The 17,915-nt window shown below is 67.3% G+C and carries 14 protein-coding genes; 9 read left to right on the top strand and 5 right to left on the bottom strand.

What is annotated here, in order from left to right; all coding sequences use genetic code 11:
• The first annotated feature begins 3 nt into the window (after positions 1 to 3).
• The 7 genes from AC0J5K_RS06105 (at position 4) to AC0J5K_RS06075 (ending at position 7,380) form a co-directional block, all read left to right on the top strand.
• Positions 4 to 690, top strand: a complete 687-nt coding sequence (locus tag AC0J5K_RS06105; RefSeq protein WP_274564389.1) for a DUF1045 domain-containing protein — start codon at positions 4 to 6, stop codon at positions 688 to 690.
• A 123-nt stretch (positions 691 to 813) separates the two neighbouring features.
• A complete protein-coding gene (locus AC0J5K_RS06100; RefSeq protein ID WP_274564387.1) occupies positions 814 to 1,935 on the top strand; it encodes an amidohydrolase family protein in 1,122 nt (373 codons plus the stop codon).
• 115 nt (positions 1,936 to 2,050) lie between these two features.
• Entirely contained in the window at positions 2,051 to 3,052 is a 1,002-nt protein-coding gene (locus AC0J5K_RS06095) for a hypothetical protein (protein WP_274564385.1), read from the top strand.
• A gap of 179 nt (positions 3,053 to 3,231) precedes the next feature.
• Positions 3,232 to 3,989, top strand: a protein-coding gene (locus AC0J5K_RS06090) for an IS5 family transposase (protein ID WP_141224905.1) whose coding sequence is annotated in 2 segments (ribosomal slippage) — positions 3,232 to 3,568 and positions 3,568 to 3,989 — 759 coding nt in all. Because the reading frame shifts where the segments join, the coding sequence is not laid out codon by codon here.
• A gap of 40 nt (positions 3,990 to 4,029) precedes the next feature.
• The gene (locus AC0J5K_RS06085) at positions 4,030 to 4,983 is read left to right on the top strand and encodes a homocysteine S-methyltransferase family protein (RefSeq protein WP_211568892.1); all 954 of its coding nucleotides are present in this window, start codon (positions 4,030 to 4,032) and stop codon (positions 4,981 to 4,983) included.
• Between the two features lie 227 nt (positions 4,984 to 5,210).
• Positions 5,211 to 6,503, top strand: coding sequence for an O-acetylhomoserine aminocarboxypropyltransferase/cysteine synthase family protein (locus AC0J5K_RS06080; RefSeq protein ID WP_274562356.1), 1,293 nt, complete (start codon positions 5,211 to 5,213; stop codon positions 6,501 to 6,503).
• 121 nt (positions 6,504 to 6,624) lie between these two features.
• Positions 6,625 to 7,380 carry an FkbM family methyltransferase gene (locus tag AC0J5K_RS06075; protein ID WP_158499035.1) on the top strand — a complete coding sequence of 252 codons (756 nt, stop codon included), beginning with the start codon at positions 6,625 to 6,627 and terminating at the stop codon, positions 7,378 to 7,380.
• 6 nt (positions 7,381 to 7,386) lie between these two features.
• Here the strand turns inward: AC0J5K_RS06075 and AC0J5K_RS06070 are convergent, their stop codons facing one another.
• Positions 7,387 to 8,025, bottom strand: a complete 639-nt coding sequence (locus AC0J5K_RS06070; RefSeq protein WP_170850551.1) for an SIMPL domain-containing protein — start codon at positions 8,023 to 8,025, stop codon at positions 7,387 to 7,389.
• Between the two features lie 250 nt (positions 8,026 to 8,275).
• On the opposite strand from AC0J5K_RS06070, the gene AC0J5K_RS06065 reads away from it, so the two are divergent.
• On the top strand, positions 8,276 to 11,275 hold the full coding sequence (locus AC0J5K_RS06065; protein WP_274562362.1) for a hypothetical protein: 3,000 nt from the start codon (positions 8,276 to 8,278) through the stop codon (positions 11,273 to 11,275).
• 100 nt (positions 11,276 to 11,375) lie between these two features.
• Positions 11,376 to 13,403 carry a protein-disulfide reductase DsbD family protein gene (locus AC0J5K_RS06060; protein ID WP_274562364.1) on the top strand — a complete coding sequence of 676 codons (2,028 nt, stop codon included), beginning with the start codon at positions 11,376 to 11,378 and terminating at the stop codon, positions 13,401 to 13,403.
• 324 nt (positions 13,404 to 13,727) lie between these two features.
• Here AC0J5K_RS06060 and ccmI read toward each other — a convergent pair whose 3' ends face one another.
• From ccmI to AC0J5K_RS06040, 4 genes are read right to left on the bottom strand one after another with little or no spacing between them, the layout of a single operon-like run.
• Positions 13,728 to 14,873, bottom strand: coding sequence for a c-type cytochrome biogenesis protein CcmI (gene ccmI, locus AC0J5K_RS06055; RefSeq protein WP_074837277.1), 1,146 nt, complete (start codon positions 14,871 to 14,873; stop codon positions 13,728 to 13,730).
• 3 nt (positions 14,874 to 14,876) lie between these two features.
• Positions 14,877 to 15,356, bottom strand: a complete 480-nt coding sequence (locus AC0J5K_RS06050; protein WP_274562368.1) for a cytochrome c-type biogenesis protein — start codon at positions 15,354 to 15,356, stop codon at positions 14,877 to 14,879.
• The gene (locus AC0J5K_RS06045) at positions 15,353 to 15,907 is read right to left on the bottom strand and encodes a DsbE family thiol:disulfide interchange protein (RefSeq protein WP_074837276.1); all 555 of its coding nucleotides are present in this window, start codon (positions 15,905 to 15,907) and stop codon (positions 15,353 to 15,355) included. Before AC0J5K_RS06045 ends, AC0J5K_RS06050 begins: the two co-directional genes overlap by 4 nt.
• A gap of 5 nt (positions 15,908 to 15,912) precedes the next feature.
• Positions 15,913 to 17,904, bottom strand: coding sequence for a heme lyase CcmF/NrfE family subunit (locus AC0J5K_RS06040; protein WP_074837275.1), 1,992 nt, complete (start codon positions 17,902 to 17,904; stop codon positions 15,913 to 15,915).
• Between the last annotated feature and the right edge of the window lie 11 nt (positions 17,905 to 17,915).

Below are 17,915 nucleotides of genomic sequence, written 5' to 3'. Positions count from 1 at the left end.
GCGATGTTCGACCGGTACGCGATCTACTACACCCCGCCCGAAGGGGCGCTGGCCGAGGCGCTGGCCGACTGGCTGGGCTGGGATGCGACGCGCGGCGCCGATCGTCAGCCGCCGGTGCTGGCCGGGCTGCCCCGCCCGGCCGCCGCGCTCACCGACAGGCCCCGCAAATACGGCGCGCATGGCACGCTCAAACCGCCGTTTCACCTCGCCCCCGGCTGCGTGGCGGATGAACTGACGGGTGCATTGGACGCCTTTGCCGCCGGCCGCGCGCCGGTGTGGCTCGACGAGCTGGAGGTGACGCGGATCGGCCGTTTCCTGGCGCTCGTCCCGCGCGGCGACACCCGGGCGCTTGCCGATCTGGCGGCCGCGACCGTGCAGCAATTCGACCGTTTCCGCGCCCCGCCCACGGCCGAGGCGCTGGCCCGCCGCCGCAAGGCACGGCTCAGCCCGCGGCAGGAGGCCAACCTGATCCGCTGGGGCTATCCGCATGTGATGGAGGATTTCCGCTTTCACATCACCCTGACCGGCCCGCTGCGCCCGGAGGAGATCGCGCCGGTAACCGAAGCGCTCACCCGCCATCTTGCGCCGCTGCTGCCGGCCCCCTTTGCCATCGAGGCGCTCTCGCTGCTGGGGGCCGACGCCGCGACCGGGCGATTTCACCTGATCCGCCGCGCGCCGCTGACCGGCTGAGGCGCGCGCGCGACACATGGATACAAACATAACGCCCAAGTGAGGCATCCGGGGGCGGTTTGTCACGTCGGCGCAACATTGCTGCGCTACCAAGGTCTCAGATCGAGAACCACGAGCAGGCCCATGTCCGTTCTTTCCTTGCCTCTGCGCATCACCGGCGCGCGTGTGCTCGGTGCCACCGGCTTCGAGGCCCGGGCGCTGACCATTTCGGATGGCATGATTTCCGAAGGCCCGGCGCCGGAAGTGGCGCTGCCCGGCTATGACATCCTGCCCGGCATCGTCGACATCCACGCCCGGCCCGGCGGCACCACCAGCCTTGCCGCGCTCGACCGGCAGCTTGCGGCCCAGGGGATCACGACCGCCTGGGTGGCACAGGGCTGGGGCTGGCAGGGCGGCGCCTGCGCGCCCGATGCCGCCGCCGGCTTTCTCGACCGCCACGCCAGCCATCGGCTGCGGTCACGCACCGATCTGCGGGTGCTGCTGCATTGCGACACCCACATGATGGACGCCGAGACACGGCTGCTCGAGCTGCTGCACCGCTACGGGGTAAGCGCGGTGCTGTTTGTCGACAGCCTGAGCGATGCCGCCGTGCCGGTGGCGCCCGAGCTGCGTGCCACCGCCGGGGCGCTGCGCCTGCGCGGCGACGAGGTGCACCGGTTCCTGTGCAACCTGGCCCATGCCTTCGACGTGATGAACATCCGCTCGGGCAGCTACGGCGACCGCGACGGCCAGTCGCGCGAGCGGCTGGCGATGATGGGCGCCAAGATCTGCGTCGCCCCGGTGGCGAGCGGCGCGGCTTCGGTGGCGCGGGCCTGGTCCGATCCGGTGGCGCTTCCGGCCGCCGGGGTGACATCGCCCGGCCTCCGCCCCGACATGCCCGATCCGCGCGACCTGATTTCCGCCGGGATGTGCGATGCGCTGGTTTCCGATGGCACGCCCGAAATGCTGATGCAGGCGGCGCTGCATCTCGACCGCAGCGGCGCCCTGCCGATCGCCGGGGCCTGGTCGCTGATATCGTCGCGCCCGGCGCAGGTGCTGGGGCTGCGCGACCGGGGCCGGCTGGCGCCCGGGCAGCGTGCCGACCTGGTGCTGCTGCACCGCGCCAGCGGCGCTGTCGCCGCCACCATGTCGGCCGGCCGCTGGATTTATCGCAACCCCGAATTCGCCCCGCCGCTGCATGCGCCCCAGCCCGCCCGGCGCGAGATCGGCGCGCGGGCCTTGGCCGAAACCGCCGGCGAGCGCTGAACCGGCCGCCCCCGAAAGGCGGCGAATTTTCCCGGTCATGACGGCTTTTGGCGCGCCCGGTTCCATCCTATAGTCACCGGCAAAACAGCCATGGGCAACTCCGGGGGGCAGTCAGGTGCGACAGGCAACAGGCGACAGGCCGTTCAATATCGTGATCGTGGCCCAGGCCGGACGGCTGCAATACGAGGCCCTGCTTTTCGCCGCCTCGTTCCGCTATTCCAACCGCGGCTTTCGCGGCCGGCTGTTCATCGCCGAACCGCAGCCCGGCCCGCTCTGGCCGCATGACCCCCGCATCAAGAACGACGACCTGCGCAATTTCCTGCTCGAGCTGGGCGCCGAGTTCCTGCCGTTCGAGAACCGCCATTTCGGCCACAGCTACCCGCATGGCAACAAGATCGAGGCGCTGGCGGCTCTGCCCGAGGGCGAGCCTTTCGTGTTCTTCGACACCGACACACTAATCACCGGCGCTTTGTCCGAAGTGCCTTTCGATTTCGACCGGCCCACCGCCTCGCTGCGGCGCGAGGGCACCTGGCCCAGGATCGAGCTATACGGGCCGGGGTATACCGAGATCTGGAAATCGCTCTACGACAAGTTCGGCCTCGATTTCGAAAGCTCGCTCGATCCGACGCAGCCCGAGGAATACTGGCAGCGTTACCTCTATTTCAACGCCGGCTTCTTCTTCTACCGCTGCCCCCGCGAATTCGGCGCGCGGTTCCTCGATTATGCCCTGGCGATCCGCGACGATCCCCCGCCGGCGCTGGTCTGTCAGCCGATGACCCCCTGGCTCGACCAGGTGGCGCTGCCGTTGGTGATCCATTCTCTCGGCGGCGGACGTGATACCCTGCCCCCCGGCATGCTCGATGGCACGCATTCCTGTCACTACCGGTTCCTGCCGCTGCTCTTTGCGCGCGAGGGCAAGCATGTGGTCGACACGCTCGAGATCGTCGCCGCGCCGAACAAGGTGAAGAAACGGCTCAAGGAATACGAACCCGCCCTGCGGATGATCTATCAGGGGCGCGGCCACAAGGTACGCGACCTGTTCGACCGCGATAACCTGCCGCGCAAGGAACAGGCGATCCGCAACAAGATCAGGCGCGAAGGTTTCTGGATGCGATGAGGGGTGGATGGTGCGGCATTGCCGTGGGTTCAATAACTGCTTCGAGCCCACTTTGACCGATGCTGCAAAATGCACGAAGGTCAGCTTTCACTTTATTTCGAAGTTAAGGTTGCTAGGGTCAGGACCCATTGATTTCCGCCTGTCGGCGTGATTCACGGTTCGAAAAACGAGCGGTGAACATGTCCGATCTTTTCTGGCTGACAGATGCACAGATGGCGCGTCTTGAGCCCTTCTTCCCGAAGTCCCACGGCAAACCCCGCGTCGATGATCGGCGTGTGTTGAGTGGAATTATCTTCATCAATCGCAATGGCTTGCGGTGGCGCGACGCGCCGAGTGCGTATGGCCCACACAAGACACTCTACAACCGCTGGAAGCGGTGGAGTGACAGAGGCATCTTTACCCGGATGATGGCCGGACTGGCTGCCGGGCACGGCGAAGAGAAGACCGTGATGATTGACGCCACCTACCTGAAGGCGCATCGCACAGCGACCAGCATGGGCGTGAAAAAGGGGGGCCTGGACGCCTGATAGGTCGGACCAAAGGCGGCATGAACACAAAGCTGCATGCGGTCTGCGATAGTCAGGGCCGACCGCTCAACCTGTTTGTCACTGCCGGTCAGGTCAGCGACTATATCGGTGCCCGCGCCTTGGTGAGCAGTTTGCCAAAGGTGGAATGGCTGCTCGGAGATCGAGGGTATGACGCCGACTGGTTCCGAGAAGCGTTGAAAGACAAAGGGATACGCGCCTGCATCCCCGGTCGCAAGCAGCGCAAGAAAACCGTCAAGTACGACAAGCGCCGCTACAGACGCCGCAATCGGATCGAAATCATGTTCGGCAGGCTGAAGGATTGGCGGCGTGTGGCGACCCGATACGACCGGTGCCCGAAGGTCTTCCTGTCAGCCATCGCTCTCGCCGCACTCGTCATTTACTGGCTATGAGTCCTGACCCTAATGTGAGGTCCAATTCCAAGCTGAAGCCATGACCGTCTTCGGCAAGAGGACGGGGGTCAAAAAAATGATGAAAACGGAAATTCTAGGTGGTGATCGGACTTGGCTGTCGTGGACAGGCATGGAGACCGATCTGATTTTCAATCACGGTGTAGAGTTGCCGGAATTTGCGGCGTTCCCCTTGATCGACAACTCTGACGGACGACAGCGGCTTCGGGACTATTATGAGGATTTGATCCAGATCGGCCGCGACACCGGTGCAGGCGTAATTTTGGACACGCCAACTTGGATGGCAAATCCTGACCGCGCGAAAGCTGTCGGCTATGCGGCCGAAGACCTGCCGCGTGTGACCCGCGATGCGGTTGCTCTGGTGCGCAGCGTCTCGAATGAACACGCCGATGCAGCGATTTGTGTCAGTGTTCAGATTGGCCCTCAAGGCGATGGCTACGCGCCGGGGATGGCATCGGCCAAGCTCGCCGCCGACTATCACCGCCCGCAGATTGCGGCCGCCAAGGAGGCTGGCGCTGACGTCATAAGTGCCTACACACTTGGGTCAGCAGCAGAGGCGATCGGCATCTCGCTGGCGGCGCAAGAGTTGGGCATACCGGCTGTCATCTCCTTTGTTGTTGAGACAGACGGTAAGCTGGCCGATGGGACGACTTTGGCCGACGCCGTCACGCAACTTGCCGACACGGCGAATCCACTGGCGATTATGGTGAATTGCGCGCATCCAGACCATATTGCAAACGGGTTTGACGGCGGAAACTGGGAAGTCAAACTTGCTGGCATCGTCGCAAATGCATCTCGGCAAAGCCACGAAGAGTTGGACAATGCGGAAGTTCTTGATGATGGCGATCCTGACGAGTTGAGTCGGCAGCTCGCCGACCTCAAGGGGTCACACTCTGGCGTCCGCATTTTGGGCGGCTGCTGTGGAACGGACCTGCGGCATCTCCGCAAGATTGCAGAAAGGGTCGCTGCAACCTAAAAATCTCAACTTGATAGCCCAGAATCGTGGCTGACTGCGCCAATTAATTCAACATGTTTCGTTCGTACCGGTGCATTCATCCGTTACGCCCAAAGCGGACACAGGAGCACACGCCACGAAATGACGCTCTGTCCGCAAACCCGACACTCGACATTCTCCCGCTACATACCCTCTGGCCTTCCGCCCCCGCACTGCATACCTTCCGCGCAATTTCAACGGAGGACCACATGACCGACGCCCCGAACTACGGTTTCGACACCCTGCAAATCCACGCCGGCGCCCGCCCCGATCCGGCGACCGGCGCGCGGCAGACGCCGATCTATCAAACCACGGCCTATGTGTTCCGCGATGCCGAACATGCCGCCGCGCTCTTCAACCTCCAGGAAGTGGGCTATATCTATTCGCGCCTGACCAACCCCACCGTCGCGGTCTTGCAGGAACGTGTCGCCACGCTCGAGGGCGGCGTCGGTGCAGTCTGCTGTTCCTCGGGGCACGCGGCACAGATCATGGCACTCTTTCCGCTGATGGCGCCCGGCAAGAACGTGGTGGTCTCGACCCGGCTCTACGGCGGCTCGATCACCCAGTTCAGCCAGACCATCAAGCGCTTCGGCTGGATGGCCAAATTCGTCGATTTCGACGACATGGACGCCGTCGAAACCGCCATCGATGACGACACCCGCGCGGTGTTCTGCGAAAGCATCGCCAACCCCGGCGGCTATATCACCGACATCGCCGCTGCCGCGAAACTGGCCGATGCCGCCGGCATTCCGCTGATCGTCGACAACACCTCGGCCACGCCCTACCTCTGCAAGCCGATCGAACATGGCGCGACGCTGGTGGTGCATTCGATGACCAAATACCTGACCGGCAACGGCACCGTCACCGGCGGCGTGGTGGTCGACAGCGGCAAGTTCGACTGGTCGGCCTCGGACAAGTTCCCGTCGCTCAGCGCCCCGGAAGAGGCCTATCACGGGCTCAAGTTCCACGAGACCTTCGGGCCGCTGGCCTTCACCTTCCACGGCATTGCCATCGGGCTGCGCGATCTCGGCATGACGTTGAACCCCCAGGCGGCGCATTACACGCTGATGGGCATCGAGACGCTGTCGCTGCGCATGGAGCGCCACGTGCAGAACGCCGAAAAGATCGCCGCATGGCTGGAAAGCCACGACGCCGTGGCGGGCGTTACCTATGCCGGCCTCGACAGCTCGCCCTACAAGGCGCGCAAGGACGCGTTCTGCCCCAAGGGCGCCGGTGGCCTCTTCACCATCAAGCTCAAGGCCGGCTACGACGCCTGTGTCAAATTCGTCGATACGCTGGAGCTGTTCAGCCATGTTGCCAATCTCGGCGACACCCGGAGCCTCGTGATCCACTCGGCCTCGACCACCCACCGCCAGCTCACCCCGGCACAGCAGGAGGCGGCGGGCGCCGGAGCCGACGTGGTGCGCATCTCGATCGGGATCGAAGACGCCGACGATCTGATCGCCGATCTCGATCAGGCGCTCAAGGCCGCCTCGGCCTGAGCCGCGACTGACCACCGCAAGCCACAGATCGCGCCCCGATTTACCCCGGGGCGCGATTTGTCTTGGACTGGGCCGCAATGGCCTTATGCTGGCGGCAAAAATCCGAGCGAGGCCAAGCAGGATGCAGCACAGGACAATTGCCGCCAAGGGATCCGAGACCGCCATGGCCGATCCGGACTTCGGCTATACCACCGCCGTCAATGAATACGGGTTCTATTGCCTGCCCGATGCCTATGCCCGCCGCGAGGTGCCGCGGGTGCTGCTGGCTGGCGGCGTCTATGAACCCGAAACGCTGAAACTGATGCGGCGCTGGGTGCGCGATGGCGATGTCGTCACCGGCGGCGCCTTTGTCGGCGACTTCCTGCCCGCACTGTCACAGGTGATGGTGCCGGGCGCGACGGTGCATTCCTTCGAGCCCGCGCCGCTCAGCCATGCCGCCGCTCGCATCACCCTGCGGCTCAACCGGATCGACAACGCCGCGCTGCATCCGCTCGCCGTGGGCGAGACGCCGGGCACGCTGCATCTTCAGACCGTCTCGGACAGCGGCCAGCCGATGGCCGCGCGCGCCCGAGTGGTGGAGGATGAGATCGCCGGCAAGACGGTTGCCGTGCCGGTGGTGCCGATCGATGATCTGGTCGATGCCTCGCGCCGCGTCTCGGTGCTGCATCTCGATCTCGAAGGTCACGAATGGCCGGCTCTTCTGGGCGCCCGGCGGGTGATCGAGACCTGCCGGCCGCTGCTCGTGCTCGAGGCCGAAAAGGCCTGGGCGCAACGCAGCTTCGAGGCCCGTCTGACCGAGGCCTTTCCCGGCCTCGGCTATCGCATGGTCGGGCAGATGGAGCGCAATGCGTTTTTCCTGCCCGACGCCGCGCGCTGATCGCCCTCAGCGGGTGATCGCAAAGGTCATCCGCACCTGCGCGGAAAAGGTCAGTTCGCCGCCGGCCACCGGCACATCCCCGACCACCGACATCGACTCGGCGCGGGCAAACATCGGGCCGGGACCGCCCGAATTGCCCGGCTCGACGATCTCGATCACCGGGCCCAACTCGACCCCGGCGGTCTTGGCATAAAGCGCCGCGCGGGCCTGCGCGTCGACAACCGCCAGCCGGCGCGCCTCGGTCATGTGCAAATCGGGGCTCTGGGCGCCGAAGCTGACGCCCGAGAGCCGATTGGCCCCGTCTTCGACCAGCAGGCCGATCACCTCGCCGAGCCGCGCCATGTCGCGCAGACGGACGGTGATGTCATTCTGCGCCCGAAAGCCCACGATCTCCGGCGGTTCTTCGGGTGTCGAGCGGTTGCGGTCGCGCCAGATCGGATCGATCCGCAGCGAGGCGGTCTGCACGTCGCGCGGCGCAACGCCCAGCTCGGTCAGCCGGGTGAAGATCTGCTGCACCGTGCCGCTTACCTCCGCCATCGCCTCGGCCGCGGTCGGCGCTTCGTGGCCGACGCCGATCGACAGCGTCGCCATATCCGGCGCGGCCTGCACCTGGCCTTCGCCGGTGACAACGATCTGCCGCGCCACAGGCGTTTCTTGCGCGGCCACGGGAATCGTTGCGATCAGGGCAACAAAAGTGTTTACAATCAAACGTCTCAACATTGGCGGAACCTTTGTGTTATACTCATCACGGCGGATGCCGGACCGCCCTGTGCCCGCCAATCTAGAAGCGGCGGCGGAGCGGCGCAAAGGGTTTTCTCGGCGGGAAGCTGCCCTAAATTCGAGGTGAGGCGGTCGTGACTTGTGCGACCCGCGAAGGAGTGCGAAAGCCGAACGAATGAAACCAGATTTTGCACTGTTGCTGTCCTTTGACGGGATCGCCCTTCTGCGCCGTGCAGACGGCGACACCGAGGGCCGTTGGTACAAGCTCGGCGATGTGGCGCCCGAAACGGAAAACCTGCCCAAAGCCCTTGCAGACCTGCGAAATTCCGCCTCGGCAGAGGGCGGTGATCCGGCGGAGGTCAAGCTTGTCCTGCCGACCGAACAGGTGCGGTTTCTCGACATTCCGGCGCCCGCAGCGGGGACTTCGCCGGTGGCCTCGGTCGAATCGGCCCTGGATGGCGCCACGCCCTATGCGATCGACGATCTGGTTTATGATTACGAGGCCGGCGACGGAAAGCTGCATATTGCGGCCGTGGCCCGCGAAACGCTGGAAGAGGCCGAGAGCTTTGCCACCTCGCACGGGTTTCACCCGCTGGGATTTGTATCGGCGGTGGCCAGCGGCGCCGGCTTTGGCCGCGAGCCGTTCTTTGGCCCGACCGAAACCGCGCTGACCTCGCTCGCCCCGGGCGTGACGGTCGAAGGCGACGCGGCGCCGATCACCGTGATTGCCCGCCCGACGCCGCCGAAACCGGAGCCCTTGGCCGAACCGGAGGCCAAATCCGCCGCCGAACCGGAACCGGACCTTGCGAAAGGCTCCGCACCGCAAGACAAGCCCGCGCCTGCGGCAAAAGCCGAACCGGACGCCAAGCCCGCGGCCAAAGTCGAGCCCGCACCGGAACCGATGGCCGCGCCGACGCCCGCTGCGGATGCGGTGGCCACGCCCAAGCCGAACTCGGCGAAAACGCCGGCAACAACTTCCGCGAAAGCCCCTGCCCCGGTCACCGAGCCGAAACCGGAGGCGGCCGCGCCAAAGGCGAAACCTGTCGTCGAGAAGCCGAAGGCGAAACCGGAAGCAGACAAGCCGAAACCCAAGGCCGCCAAGCCAAAGGCGAAACCGGCCGCACCGAAACCGGCACCGGCGGTCCCGCCCGAAGCTCCCCCCGCAGCCAAGCCGGCCCCGGCGCCCCGACCCGCGCCGACCGCCAAGCCGAAATCCGCCCCGCCCAAGGCGAAACCGGCCGCTCCCAAGGCGCCTGCTGCCAGCGACAGCGCCGCCGCGCCCAGTTTTGCCAGCATCCGCGCCCATCGCGATGCCCCGGCCCCGCGCCCGGCGAAACAGATCAGCGCCCGGTCCGACGCCCCGACCGGCCCCAGCACGGCGCCCAAGCCGCAGGATGCAACCGAGGAACTTGCCGCCAAGGCCCGCGCCTCGTTCTCGATGCGGCCCAAGGCCCAGCCCGACCCAGCCGGCCCGGACAAGGGCAAACCCGCCAGCTCCACCGCCGCCCTGGCCGTCGCCGCAAGCACGGCCGCGCCCGAGGCTTCCGGACCATCCGTCGGCTTTGCCAGCCGCCGCAAGCCGCTGAAACCCGCCGACCCGGCGGCCGATATCCGCAAGCCGGCCTTTGGCAAGGGCAAGCGGCCCGCCGCCGGCCCAGGCAGCGCTGTGATGGACGAGAGCGAGCGGATGACCGTCTTTGGCGCGCGCGGCCAGCAAAAGGTGGGCGGCAAGCCGCGGTTCCTCGGGCTGTTCCTGACCGCCGCGCTGCTGCTTGTCATGCTGGCCGTGGCCGCCATGGCCTCGATCTTCCTCGACGAGGGGCTCGCCGGCTTTTTCCGCCGCAGCCCCGACACCCAGGTCGCCGCGGCCGCCGCCCCCGAAAACCTGCCGCAAGACAGCGCGGCGGCCCAGGCCGCAACGCCGCCGGATGCGCCGGCCGCGATCCGGGTCGAGCCGGTGCCCGAAACCGCGCTTGCCCTGCCCGAAACCGGCGATCGGATCAACCCGGAAGATCCGGCCGCCATCAATGTCGCAGCCCTGAATGCCGGCCTGCCGGCGCTGAGCCGCGATCTGGTCGAGGATCAGGTCGACGGGCTCTCGGTGCCTTTCGAAGCTGAGGCGCTGAGCCCGGAACAGGCCGAAGCGCGCTATGCGGCGACCGGCATCTGGCAGCGCGCGCCCCTGCCCCCGGATGAGCCCGCCCAGAGCCTTCTGGGCGATGTCTATGTCGCCTCGATCGACCCCTCGGTCGCGGTGGGCGACGCCGTGGCCATCCCCACCAGCCGCGAGGCGCAGACCGACGTCCTGCCGCCCTCGCAGGTGAACCCCTATCCCGCCGATGCCGGGCTGACCTTCGATGACAACGGGCTGATCCGGCCCACCCCCGAAGGGGTGCGCCACCCGGCCGGCTTCCTTCTGGTACAGGGCCCGCCGCCGCTGAAGCCGCCGCAGCGCCCCGGCACCGGCACCCCGGTCGAGACCGCCCTGCCGGCCAGCCCCGAGGCCGCCACCGGCGCAGCGCCCGACGCAGAGACCGCCACAACCGAGGCCGATCCCGAGGCGGACGCACCGGAATCAGCGCCGCGGCTCAACGTCGCGGCCGCGGTGGATGAAACGCTTTCCGGCATCAAACCACGCGGCCGTCCCGGCGATCTGATCGAACAGAACGAGCGCGCCAACCTGGGCGGCGTCAGCCTGGAAGAGCTGCGCCAGAAGCGCCCGCGCCCCCGGCCCGAGCAGGAAGCCGAGAAGATCGCGGCCGAAGAGGACATCGAGGCCAGCGCCCTGGCAGTGGCCGCCTCGCCGCAGCCGCAGCGCCGGCCGTCGAACATCGCCGCCCTGGTCACCCGCGCGCAGCGCTCGACCGAGGCGGAGGAGGTGCAACAGGCCGCCGCCGTTCAGCCGCGCACCGTCCAGCCCAGCATTCCCTCGCGCGCCTCGGTGACCTCGGCCGCGACCGAAAAGAACGCCATCAACCTGCACAAGGTCAACCTGATCGGTGTCTATGGCAAACCGGCCAGCCGCCGGGCGCTGGTGCGTCTTGCCAATGGCCGCTACCAGAAGGTCAAGGTCGGTGACCGGATCGATGGCGGCCGGGTCTCGGCGATCGGCGACGGCCAGCTCAGCTACGTCAAGAGCGGCCGCAACATCGTCCTGCGCATGCCGCGGGGCTGAAGCCTCGCGCCAAAGTGACCTTCTGCCCCCCTCGACGTGATCGGGCGGATGGCGCATACCGGCGCGAGATCGGCTAACATCTCTCATCAAAGGAGATCCCATGCGCCTCGCCCCCGTCCTCTGGACAATGCTGAGCCTCGCCTTGCCCACGGCGGCTGCGGCAGCCACGTCAGACACCTACAGCTCGACCGCCCTCACCGCCCGGCTGATCACCGCCGAGGATGGCGTCGCGCCCGAGGCCGGCACGCTCTCGGCCGGGCTGGTGCTCGAAATGGCGGACGGCTGGAAGACCTATTGGCGCAGCCCCGGCGAAGTCGGCCTGCCGCCGGAGCTCGACTGGGGGGCTTCCGGCAATCTCGCTTCGACCGAGTTGTTGTTTCCGGCGCCGACCCGCTTCACCGCCTTCGACATCGAGAATTTCGGCTATGGCGATGCGGTGACCTTTCCGATCCAGGTCGCGCTCGAGAGCCCGGGCCAGCCGGCCCGCCTGGCCACCCAGGTTCGGCTTCTGGTCTGCAAGGACATCTGCATCCCCGAGGATTTCAGCCTCACGCTCGATCTGCCGCAGGGCACCGGCATCGACACCGCCGCCGCCGAAACCCTTGCCGACGCCCTGGCGCGGGTGCCGGAGGAAGAGGCGGCCTCGGGCCTCGAGATCGAAGCCGCACATCTCTCCGACACGGCGCTGACCTTCGCGGTGCGCCATGCAAACGGCTTTCGCACGCCCGATGTCTTTCCCGAACTGGACGAGGCGATCTTCGGCAAGCCCGATCTGCGCCTCGACAGCGACCGCACCCGGCTCTGGGCCGAGGTGCCGCTGCTCTATCCGCTGGACGGCGCACCCGAAGCGCTGCGCCTGACGGTGACCGACGGCAGCTATGCCGGCACCATTTCGGCAGAGCTGGGCGGCAGCACACCGCCGGCGCCGTCGCCCGGGCGGGGCCTGGTGGCCATGGCGCTGATCGCGGTCCTCGGCGGGCTGATCCTCAATGTCATGCCCTGCGTGCTGCCGGTGCTGTCGATCAAGCTCGCCGCGGCGGTGCGCAAATCCGACCAGGGCCGCGCCCGGGTGCGGGCCGGCTTCCTGCTCTCGGCGGCGGGCGTCCTGACCTTCTTCTGGGCGCTGGCGGCGGTCACCTGGGGGCTGCAAACCATGGGCCACGCGGTGGGCTGGGGCCTGCAATTCCAGAGCCCGGTGTTCCTCTCGACGATGATCGTGATCCTGGTGCTCTTCGCCGCCAACCTCTTCGGCCTGTTCGAACTATCCCTGCCCGCCGCGCTGCAAACCCGGCTCTCGGTCGCCGGCGGCAGCGGGCGGCTGGGCGATTTCACCACCGGCGCCTTTGCCGCGGTCCTGGCCACGCCCTGTTCGGCGCCCTTTCTCGGCACCGCGGTGGCCTATGCCATGTCCGGCGGCGGCCGCGAGATTGCGGTGATCTTCACCGCGCTGGGCTTCGGCCTCGCGCTGCCCTATCTCGCCGTCGCAGCGTTTCCGGGCGTGGTGGCGCTGCTGCCGAAGCCCGGCCGCTGGATGCTGGCGCTCAAGCTGGTGATGGGGGGCCTTCTGGCACTGACCGCCGCCTGGCTTTTCTTTGTCCTGACCGGCGTCGCCGGGCTCACCGCCGCGGCGCTGACCGCGACGCTGATGGCGCTGATCCTCGTGGCGCTTGCCTTCCGCCGCCTGCCCGGCCGCGTGCTCACCGTGGCGGCGCTAGCGGCGCTCACCGTCGCCCTGCCCGCCCTGCGCGATCCCGCCCCGGCCGCGGCCGCCCAGAGCGCCACCAACTGGGTCAGCTTCGACACCACGCGCCTGGCCGAACATGTGGACGCCGGCAAGATCGTCTTTGTCGATGTCACCGCCGACTGGTGCCTGACCTGCAAGGCCAACAAAGCGCTGGTGCTCGACCGGGGCCCGGTGTCGCAGGCACTTGCGACCGAAGACATCCTGCCGATGCAGGCCGACTGGACCCGCCCTGACCCGGCGATCTCGGCCTATCTGGAAAGCTTCGGCCGCTTCGGCATCCCGTTCAACGCAGTCTACGGCCCGGCCGCGCCCAACGGCATCCCGCTGCCCGAGATCCTCAGCGAAGCAGCGATCTTCGAGGCGATCGAACAGGCCGGCGGCTGACGCCCGGCCCGGGCCTTCCTCTTGCCGAAAATACCACGGGGAGCGCGCGGGGCTGGCCCCGCGCTCCGACGCCGGCCGCGCCGCTTGTCCGCCGGTTTCTGCCGGCCCGGCGCCCCCCACCAGAGCCTCCTCGACCGCCCGATGGACCTGCAAGACCACGCCTGCGCGGCCGAAACCTCATGGGCCCGGCGTCCTCAGCTCGTTCGCAAACGGAATAGTGTCGAACAGGCCGGCGGGTGATCCCCCGCCCGGGCTTTCCTCTTGCCGAAAATACCGCGGGGAGCGCGAGGGGCTGGCCCCTCGCTCCGACCCCGGCCGCGCCGCTTATCCGCCGTGTTCCGCCAGTCCGGCGGCCACGACCTCCCGCCGCGGATCGTTGGCAGCCAGCCCTTCCAGCAGCCCCTCGGCCGCCTGATAGGCCTGCAAGGCCCGCGCCTGCTCGCCTAGAACGCCATAGGCGCGGCCAAGTTGCAGCCAGCCGTCGAGATCGTCGGGTTCGTCCTCCAGCCGCTCGGCCAGACGGTTGACCATCGAGCGGATGAAATCGCCGCGTTCTTCTGCGGTCATGGCCTGGGCCGCCTCCACGTCCTCGGCGCTGGGGCCGCGGGTCACCACGAAATCGTCGAGCGCCACGGGTGCCGCGCCGGTCTCGCTGCCGAGGCGGTTGATCTGGCGCAGAAAGACCTCCATCCAGGGCTGCGCCTCGTCTGCCTGCCGCAACCGCAGCACCAGCAGCTCGCGGGCCTCGCCCGAGCGGCCTTCCTGCTCCAGCCATTGCGCCTTGTAGTAGCTCGCAGCCGGGTTCAGCACATCCATGTCCAGCGCCCGGTCGATCGCTGCTCCGGCCTGGGCGGTGATGATGCCGTCATTGGCGGCGATCAGCGCCTCGGCCCATTGCGTCAGATGGCCGGAATGGGCGTCCTCGCGGTCGACGATCCGGCCCAGCGCCTCGGCGGCGGCGTCGAATCGGCCCATCCTCATGTAGGTCTGGGCCAGAAGCTCCCAGCCCTCGGTCGGCCCGCCATTCTCGTCGCTCGTCAGCCGCTCACGCAGCCGTTCGGTCAGCTCCACGATCTCGCGAGTGTCGGCGCGCTCCTCGGCGCGTTCGGCAAACGGCAGGCTCTCGGCCCCCGGCGCGCCGGTCATCACATAGACCCCGCCGGCCAGCAGCGGCACCAGAACCGCCAGCGCCATCAGCATCGCCGCGCCGCCGGTTCGTGCCGGTCCGCGCCCCTTCAGGCGACCGACCGCCAGCATCCGGCGCTTGATCTCGAGCTGCGCGGCCTCGGCCTCGGCCGGTGAAATCAGCCCACGGGCGCGTTCGGCGTCGATCTCCTTGAGCTGATCGACAAAGATCGCCAGCGCGCCCTCGCGGTGATCCACCGCAGCGCCATCGCGGCGCCAGAGCGGCAGCAGGATCATCAGAACGGCCAGAAGCGCCATCGCCGCGGCGGGTATCCAGAATGTCATCACTCAGTCGTCTTTCCTGCTCTGATCGCCGTCATAGCGCGCCATCAACTCGGCCACGCGCGCCTCGTCCTCGGCGTTGAGCGCCTCGGCACCGGCGCGCATGCTGCGTCGCCGCAGCGCCGCCCCGGCCGCCACGCTGCCCAGCCCCAGAAGCACGAAGGGCGCCAGCCAGAGCGCATAGGTCGACGGCTTGAAAGGCGGTTTGAACAGCACGTAATCGCCGTAGCGGTCGACCAGGTACTGCCGCACCTCGTCATCGCTGTCGCCGGCCACCAGCCGTTCGCGGATCAGCAGCCGCAGGTCGCGCGCCACCCCGGCGTTCGAACTGTCGATCGGTTCGTTCTGACACACCACGCAGCGGATATCCTTGGAGATTTCCCGCGCCCGCGCCTCGAGTGCCGGGTCGTCGAGGATCTCATCCGGCTCGACCGCCGCCGCCATTCCGGCCAGCGCGATCAGCAGCGCGGCAAGCAACCCCCTCACGACGCCGCCCTTTCCCGCGTCGCGGCCAGCGCGCGGCGCAGATCGTCCTGCGCCTGCTCGGTGACAATCGGTCCGACATAGCGCCAGATCACGGTGCCGGTGCCGTCGATCAGAAAGCTCTCGGGCACGCCGGAGATGCCCCATTCCAGCCCGGAACGGCCGCTCTCATCCGATCCGATGCGCAGATAGGGATTGCCCAACTCTTCAAGCCATGCCTTCGCATCCTCGGGCTTGTCCTTATAATTGATGCCAAAAAGCGGAAAGCCTTCCTGCGCAGCCAGGCGTGTCAGCACCTTGTGCTCGGCCCGGCAGGGCACGCACCAGGAGGCAAAGACATTGACCAGCACCGGTTCGCCTGCCGCCAGATCGCCGCTGGCCAGCCCCGGCACATCGACCCCGGCGATCGGCGCCAGGTCAAACACCGGCACCGGTTTCGAGATCAGCACCGAGGGAATGGCGTTGGGGTCGCGCTCGGGGTTCAGCCCCCAGACAAAGAAGCCACCGATCACCAGAACCACCGCGATGGGCAGCAGGACAAGGATACGTTGCATGTCGTTTACTCCGCAGGTTGCGCCATCTCGGGCGCCTTGGCCCGGCGTGGCGCGCCGACGCGCAGCCGCCGGTCGCTGAGCGAAAGCGCGCCACCGAGGACCAGCATGAAAGAGCCGAGCCAGATGAAATTCACCAGCGGCTCGTACAGCACCCGAAGCGTCCAGGCCTCGCCCGCGGTCTGCGAGGCCGGCTCGGCGATCGAGGCATAGAGGTCGCCGGCCAGCGAATGGCGAATGGCGCTCTCGGTGGTCTGGCTGCGCGCCACCGGGTAGTTGCGCCGCTCGGGATAGAGGTTTTGCAGGAATTCACCATCGCGGCTTACCACCAGGGTGGCGCGAAAGGCGGTGTAATTCGGCCCGGGCACCTCTTCGACGCCCTCGAGGCGCAGGTCAAAGCCCGCCACCTGAACCTCTGTACCCGGTTCGGCAAAGACGATCAGGTCTTCCTTCCAGGCCGAGGAGCCGACAAAGCCGAAGATGCAGACCGCCAACCCGAGATGCGCCAGCGTCATGCCATGGCTGGCGCGTGGCAGATTGCGGGCGCGCCGCAGGCTTTCGGAAAACGGCGCGCGGAACAGCTTGATCCGCGACGCCCATTCCTGCGCCGTCGCCACAAAGAGCCAGATGCCGAGGCCGAAGGCCAGCACGGCCAGCACCGGCCCCTCGGTCACCAGATACCAGAGCACCAAGGCCGCGACCGCCGCCAGCGCCAGCGCCAGCCAGAGCCGTTGCAGCACGCCCTTCAGGTCGGCCCGCTTCCAGGTCAGGAACGGCCCCAGCCCCATCACGAACACCAGCGGCAGCATGATCGGCACGAAGGAGGCATTGTAGAACGGCGGGCCAACCGAGATCTTGTCGCCGGTGATCGCCTCGAGAAACAGCGGATAGAGCGTTCCGAAGAGCACCGTGCCGGTGGCCACCGCCAGCAGTAGGTTGTTGATCAAAAGACCGCCTTCGCGGCTGACCGGCGCAAACAGCCCGCCGCCCTCCATCGCCGGTGCGCGCACCGCATAGAGGGTCAGCGAACCGCCGATCGAGATGCCCAGCAGCCCGAGGATATAGATCCCGCGCTCGGGATCGACGGCAAAGGCGTGCACGCTTGTCAGCAGCCCCGAGCGGACGATGAAGGTGCCCAGCAGCGACAGCGAAAAGGTGAGGATTGCCAGAAGGATGGTCCAGGACTTGAAGGCGCCGCGTTTCTCGGTGACGATGGCGGAATGCAACAGCGCGGTGCCCAGTAGCCAGGGCATGAACGAGACGTTCTCGACCGGGTCCCAGAACCACCAGCCACCCCAGCCAAGCTCGTAATAGGCCCACCAGGAGCCGAGCGCGATGCCGGCGGTAAGCGACATCCAGGCCGCCAGCGTCCAGGGACGCACCCAGCGCGCCCAGGCGGCATCGACCCGGCCTTCGATCAGCGCGGCGACGGCAAAGCTGAAGACGATGGAAAAGCCCACGTAGCCGACGTAGAGCAGCGGCGGATGCATCGCGAGGCCGATGTCCTGCAACAGCGGATTGAGGTCATTGCCGTCGACCGGCGGCGGCAACATGCGCTCGAAAGGGTTCGAGGTGAAGAGCATGAAGGTCAGGAAGCCGACCGAAATCCACGCCTGCACCGACAGTGTCCGCGCCCGCAGGGCATGGGGAATATTGGTGCCAAAGACCGCCACCCCCGCGCCGAACAGCGCCAGGATCAGCGTCCAGAGCAGCAGCGAACCCTCGTGGCTGCCCCAGGTGGCGGCCACCTTGAACAACATGGGTTTCAGCGAGTTGGAATTCTCGACCACGTTGCGCACGGTGAAATCGCTGACCACGAAGGCCCACATCAGCGCCCCGAAGGCCAGGGCGAGAAACACCAATTGCCCCAGCGCCGTCGATTGCGCCGAGCGCATCCACACCAGGTTGCCGCGGGCCGCACCTGCCATCGGCACCACCGATTGCACCACCGCCAGCGCGAGCGCCAGGGCCAGGCCGAATTGTCCGAGTTCCGGGATCATGGCACCACTCC

This window comes from Marinovum sp. E3 (genome assembly GCF_055755275.1).
The sequence above is the reverse complement of the archived record's forward strand: the minus strand, read 5'-3'. Positions and strand labels throughout refer to the sequence as shown.

Bases quoted from the DNA above. Each gene is read 5' to 3' on its own strand.
- ccmI (WP_074837277.1), bottom strand. From the start codon at position 14,873: ATGACATTCTGGATACCCGCCGCGGCGATGGCGCTTCTGGCCGTTCTG.
- AC0J5K_RS06080 (WP_274562356.1), top strand. From the start codon at position 5,211: ATGACCGACGCCCCGAACTACGGTTTCGACACCCTGCAAATCCACGCC.
- AC0J5K_RS06085 (WP_211568892.1), top strand. From the start codon at position 4,030: ATGACCGTCTTCGGCAAGAGGACGGGGGTCAAAAAAATGATGAAAACG.
- AC0J5K_RS06045 (WP_074837276.1), bottom strand. From the start codon at position 15,907: ATGCAACGTATCCTTGTCCTGCTGCCCATCGCGGTGGTTCTGGTGATC.
- AC0J5K_RS06105 (WP_274564389.1), top strand. From the start codon at position 4: ATGTTCGACCGGTACGCGATCTACTACACCCCGCCCGAAGGGGCGCTG.
- AC0J5K_RS06100 (WP_274564387.1), top strand. From the start codon at position 814: ATGTCCGTTCTTTCCTTGCCTCTGCGCATCACCGGCGCGCGTGTGCTC.
- AC0J5K_RS06065 (WP_274562362.1), top strand. From the start codon at position 8,276: ATGAAACCAGATTTTGCACTGTTGCTGTCCTTTGACGGGATCGCCCTT.
- AC0J5K_RS06075 (WP_158499035.1), top strand. From the start codon at position 6,625: ATGCAGCACAGGACAATTGCCGCCAAGGGATCCGAGACCGCCATGGCC.
- AC0J5K_RS06040 (WP_074837275.1), bottom strand. From the start codon at position 17,904: ATGATCCCGGAACTCGGACAATTCGGCCTGGCCCTGGCGCTCGCGCTG.
- AC0J5K_RS06060 (WP_274562364.1), top strand. From the start codon at position 11,376: ATGCGCCTCGCCCCCGTCCTCTGGACAATGCTGAGCCTCGCCTTGCCC.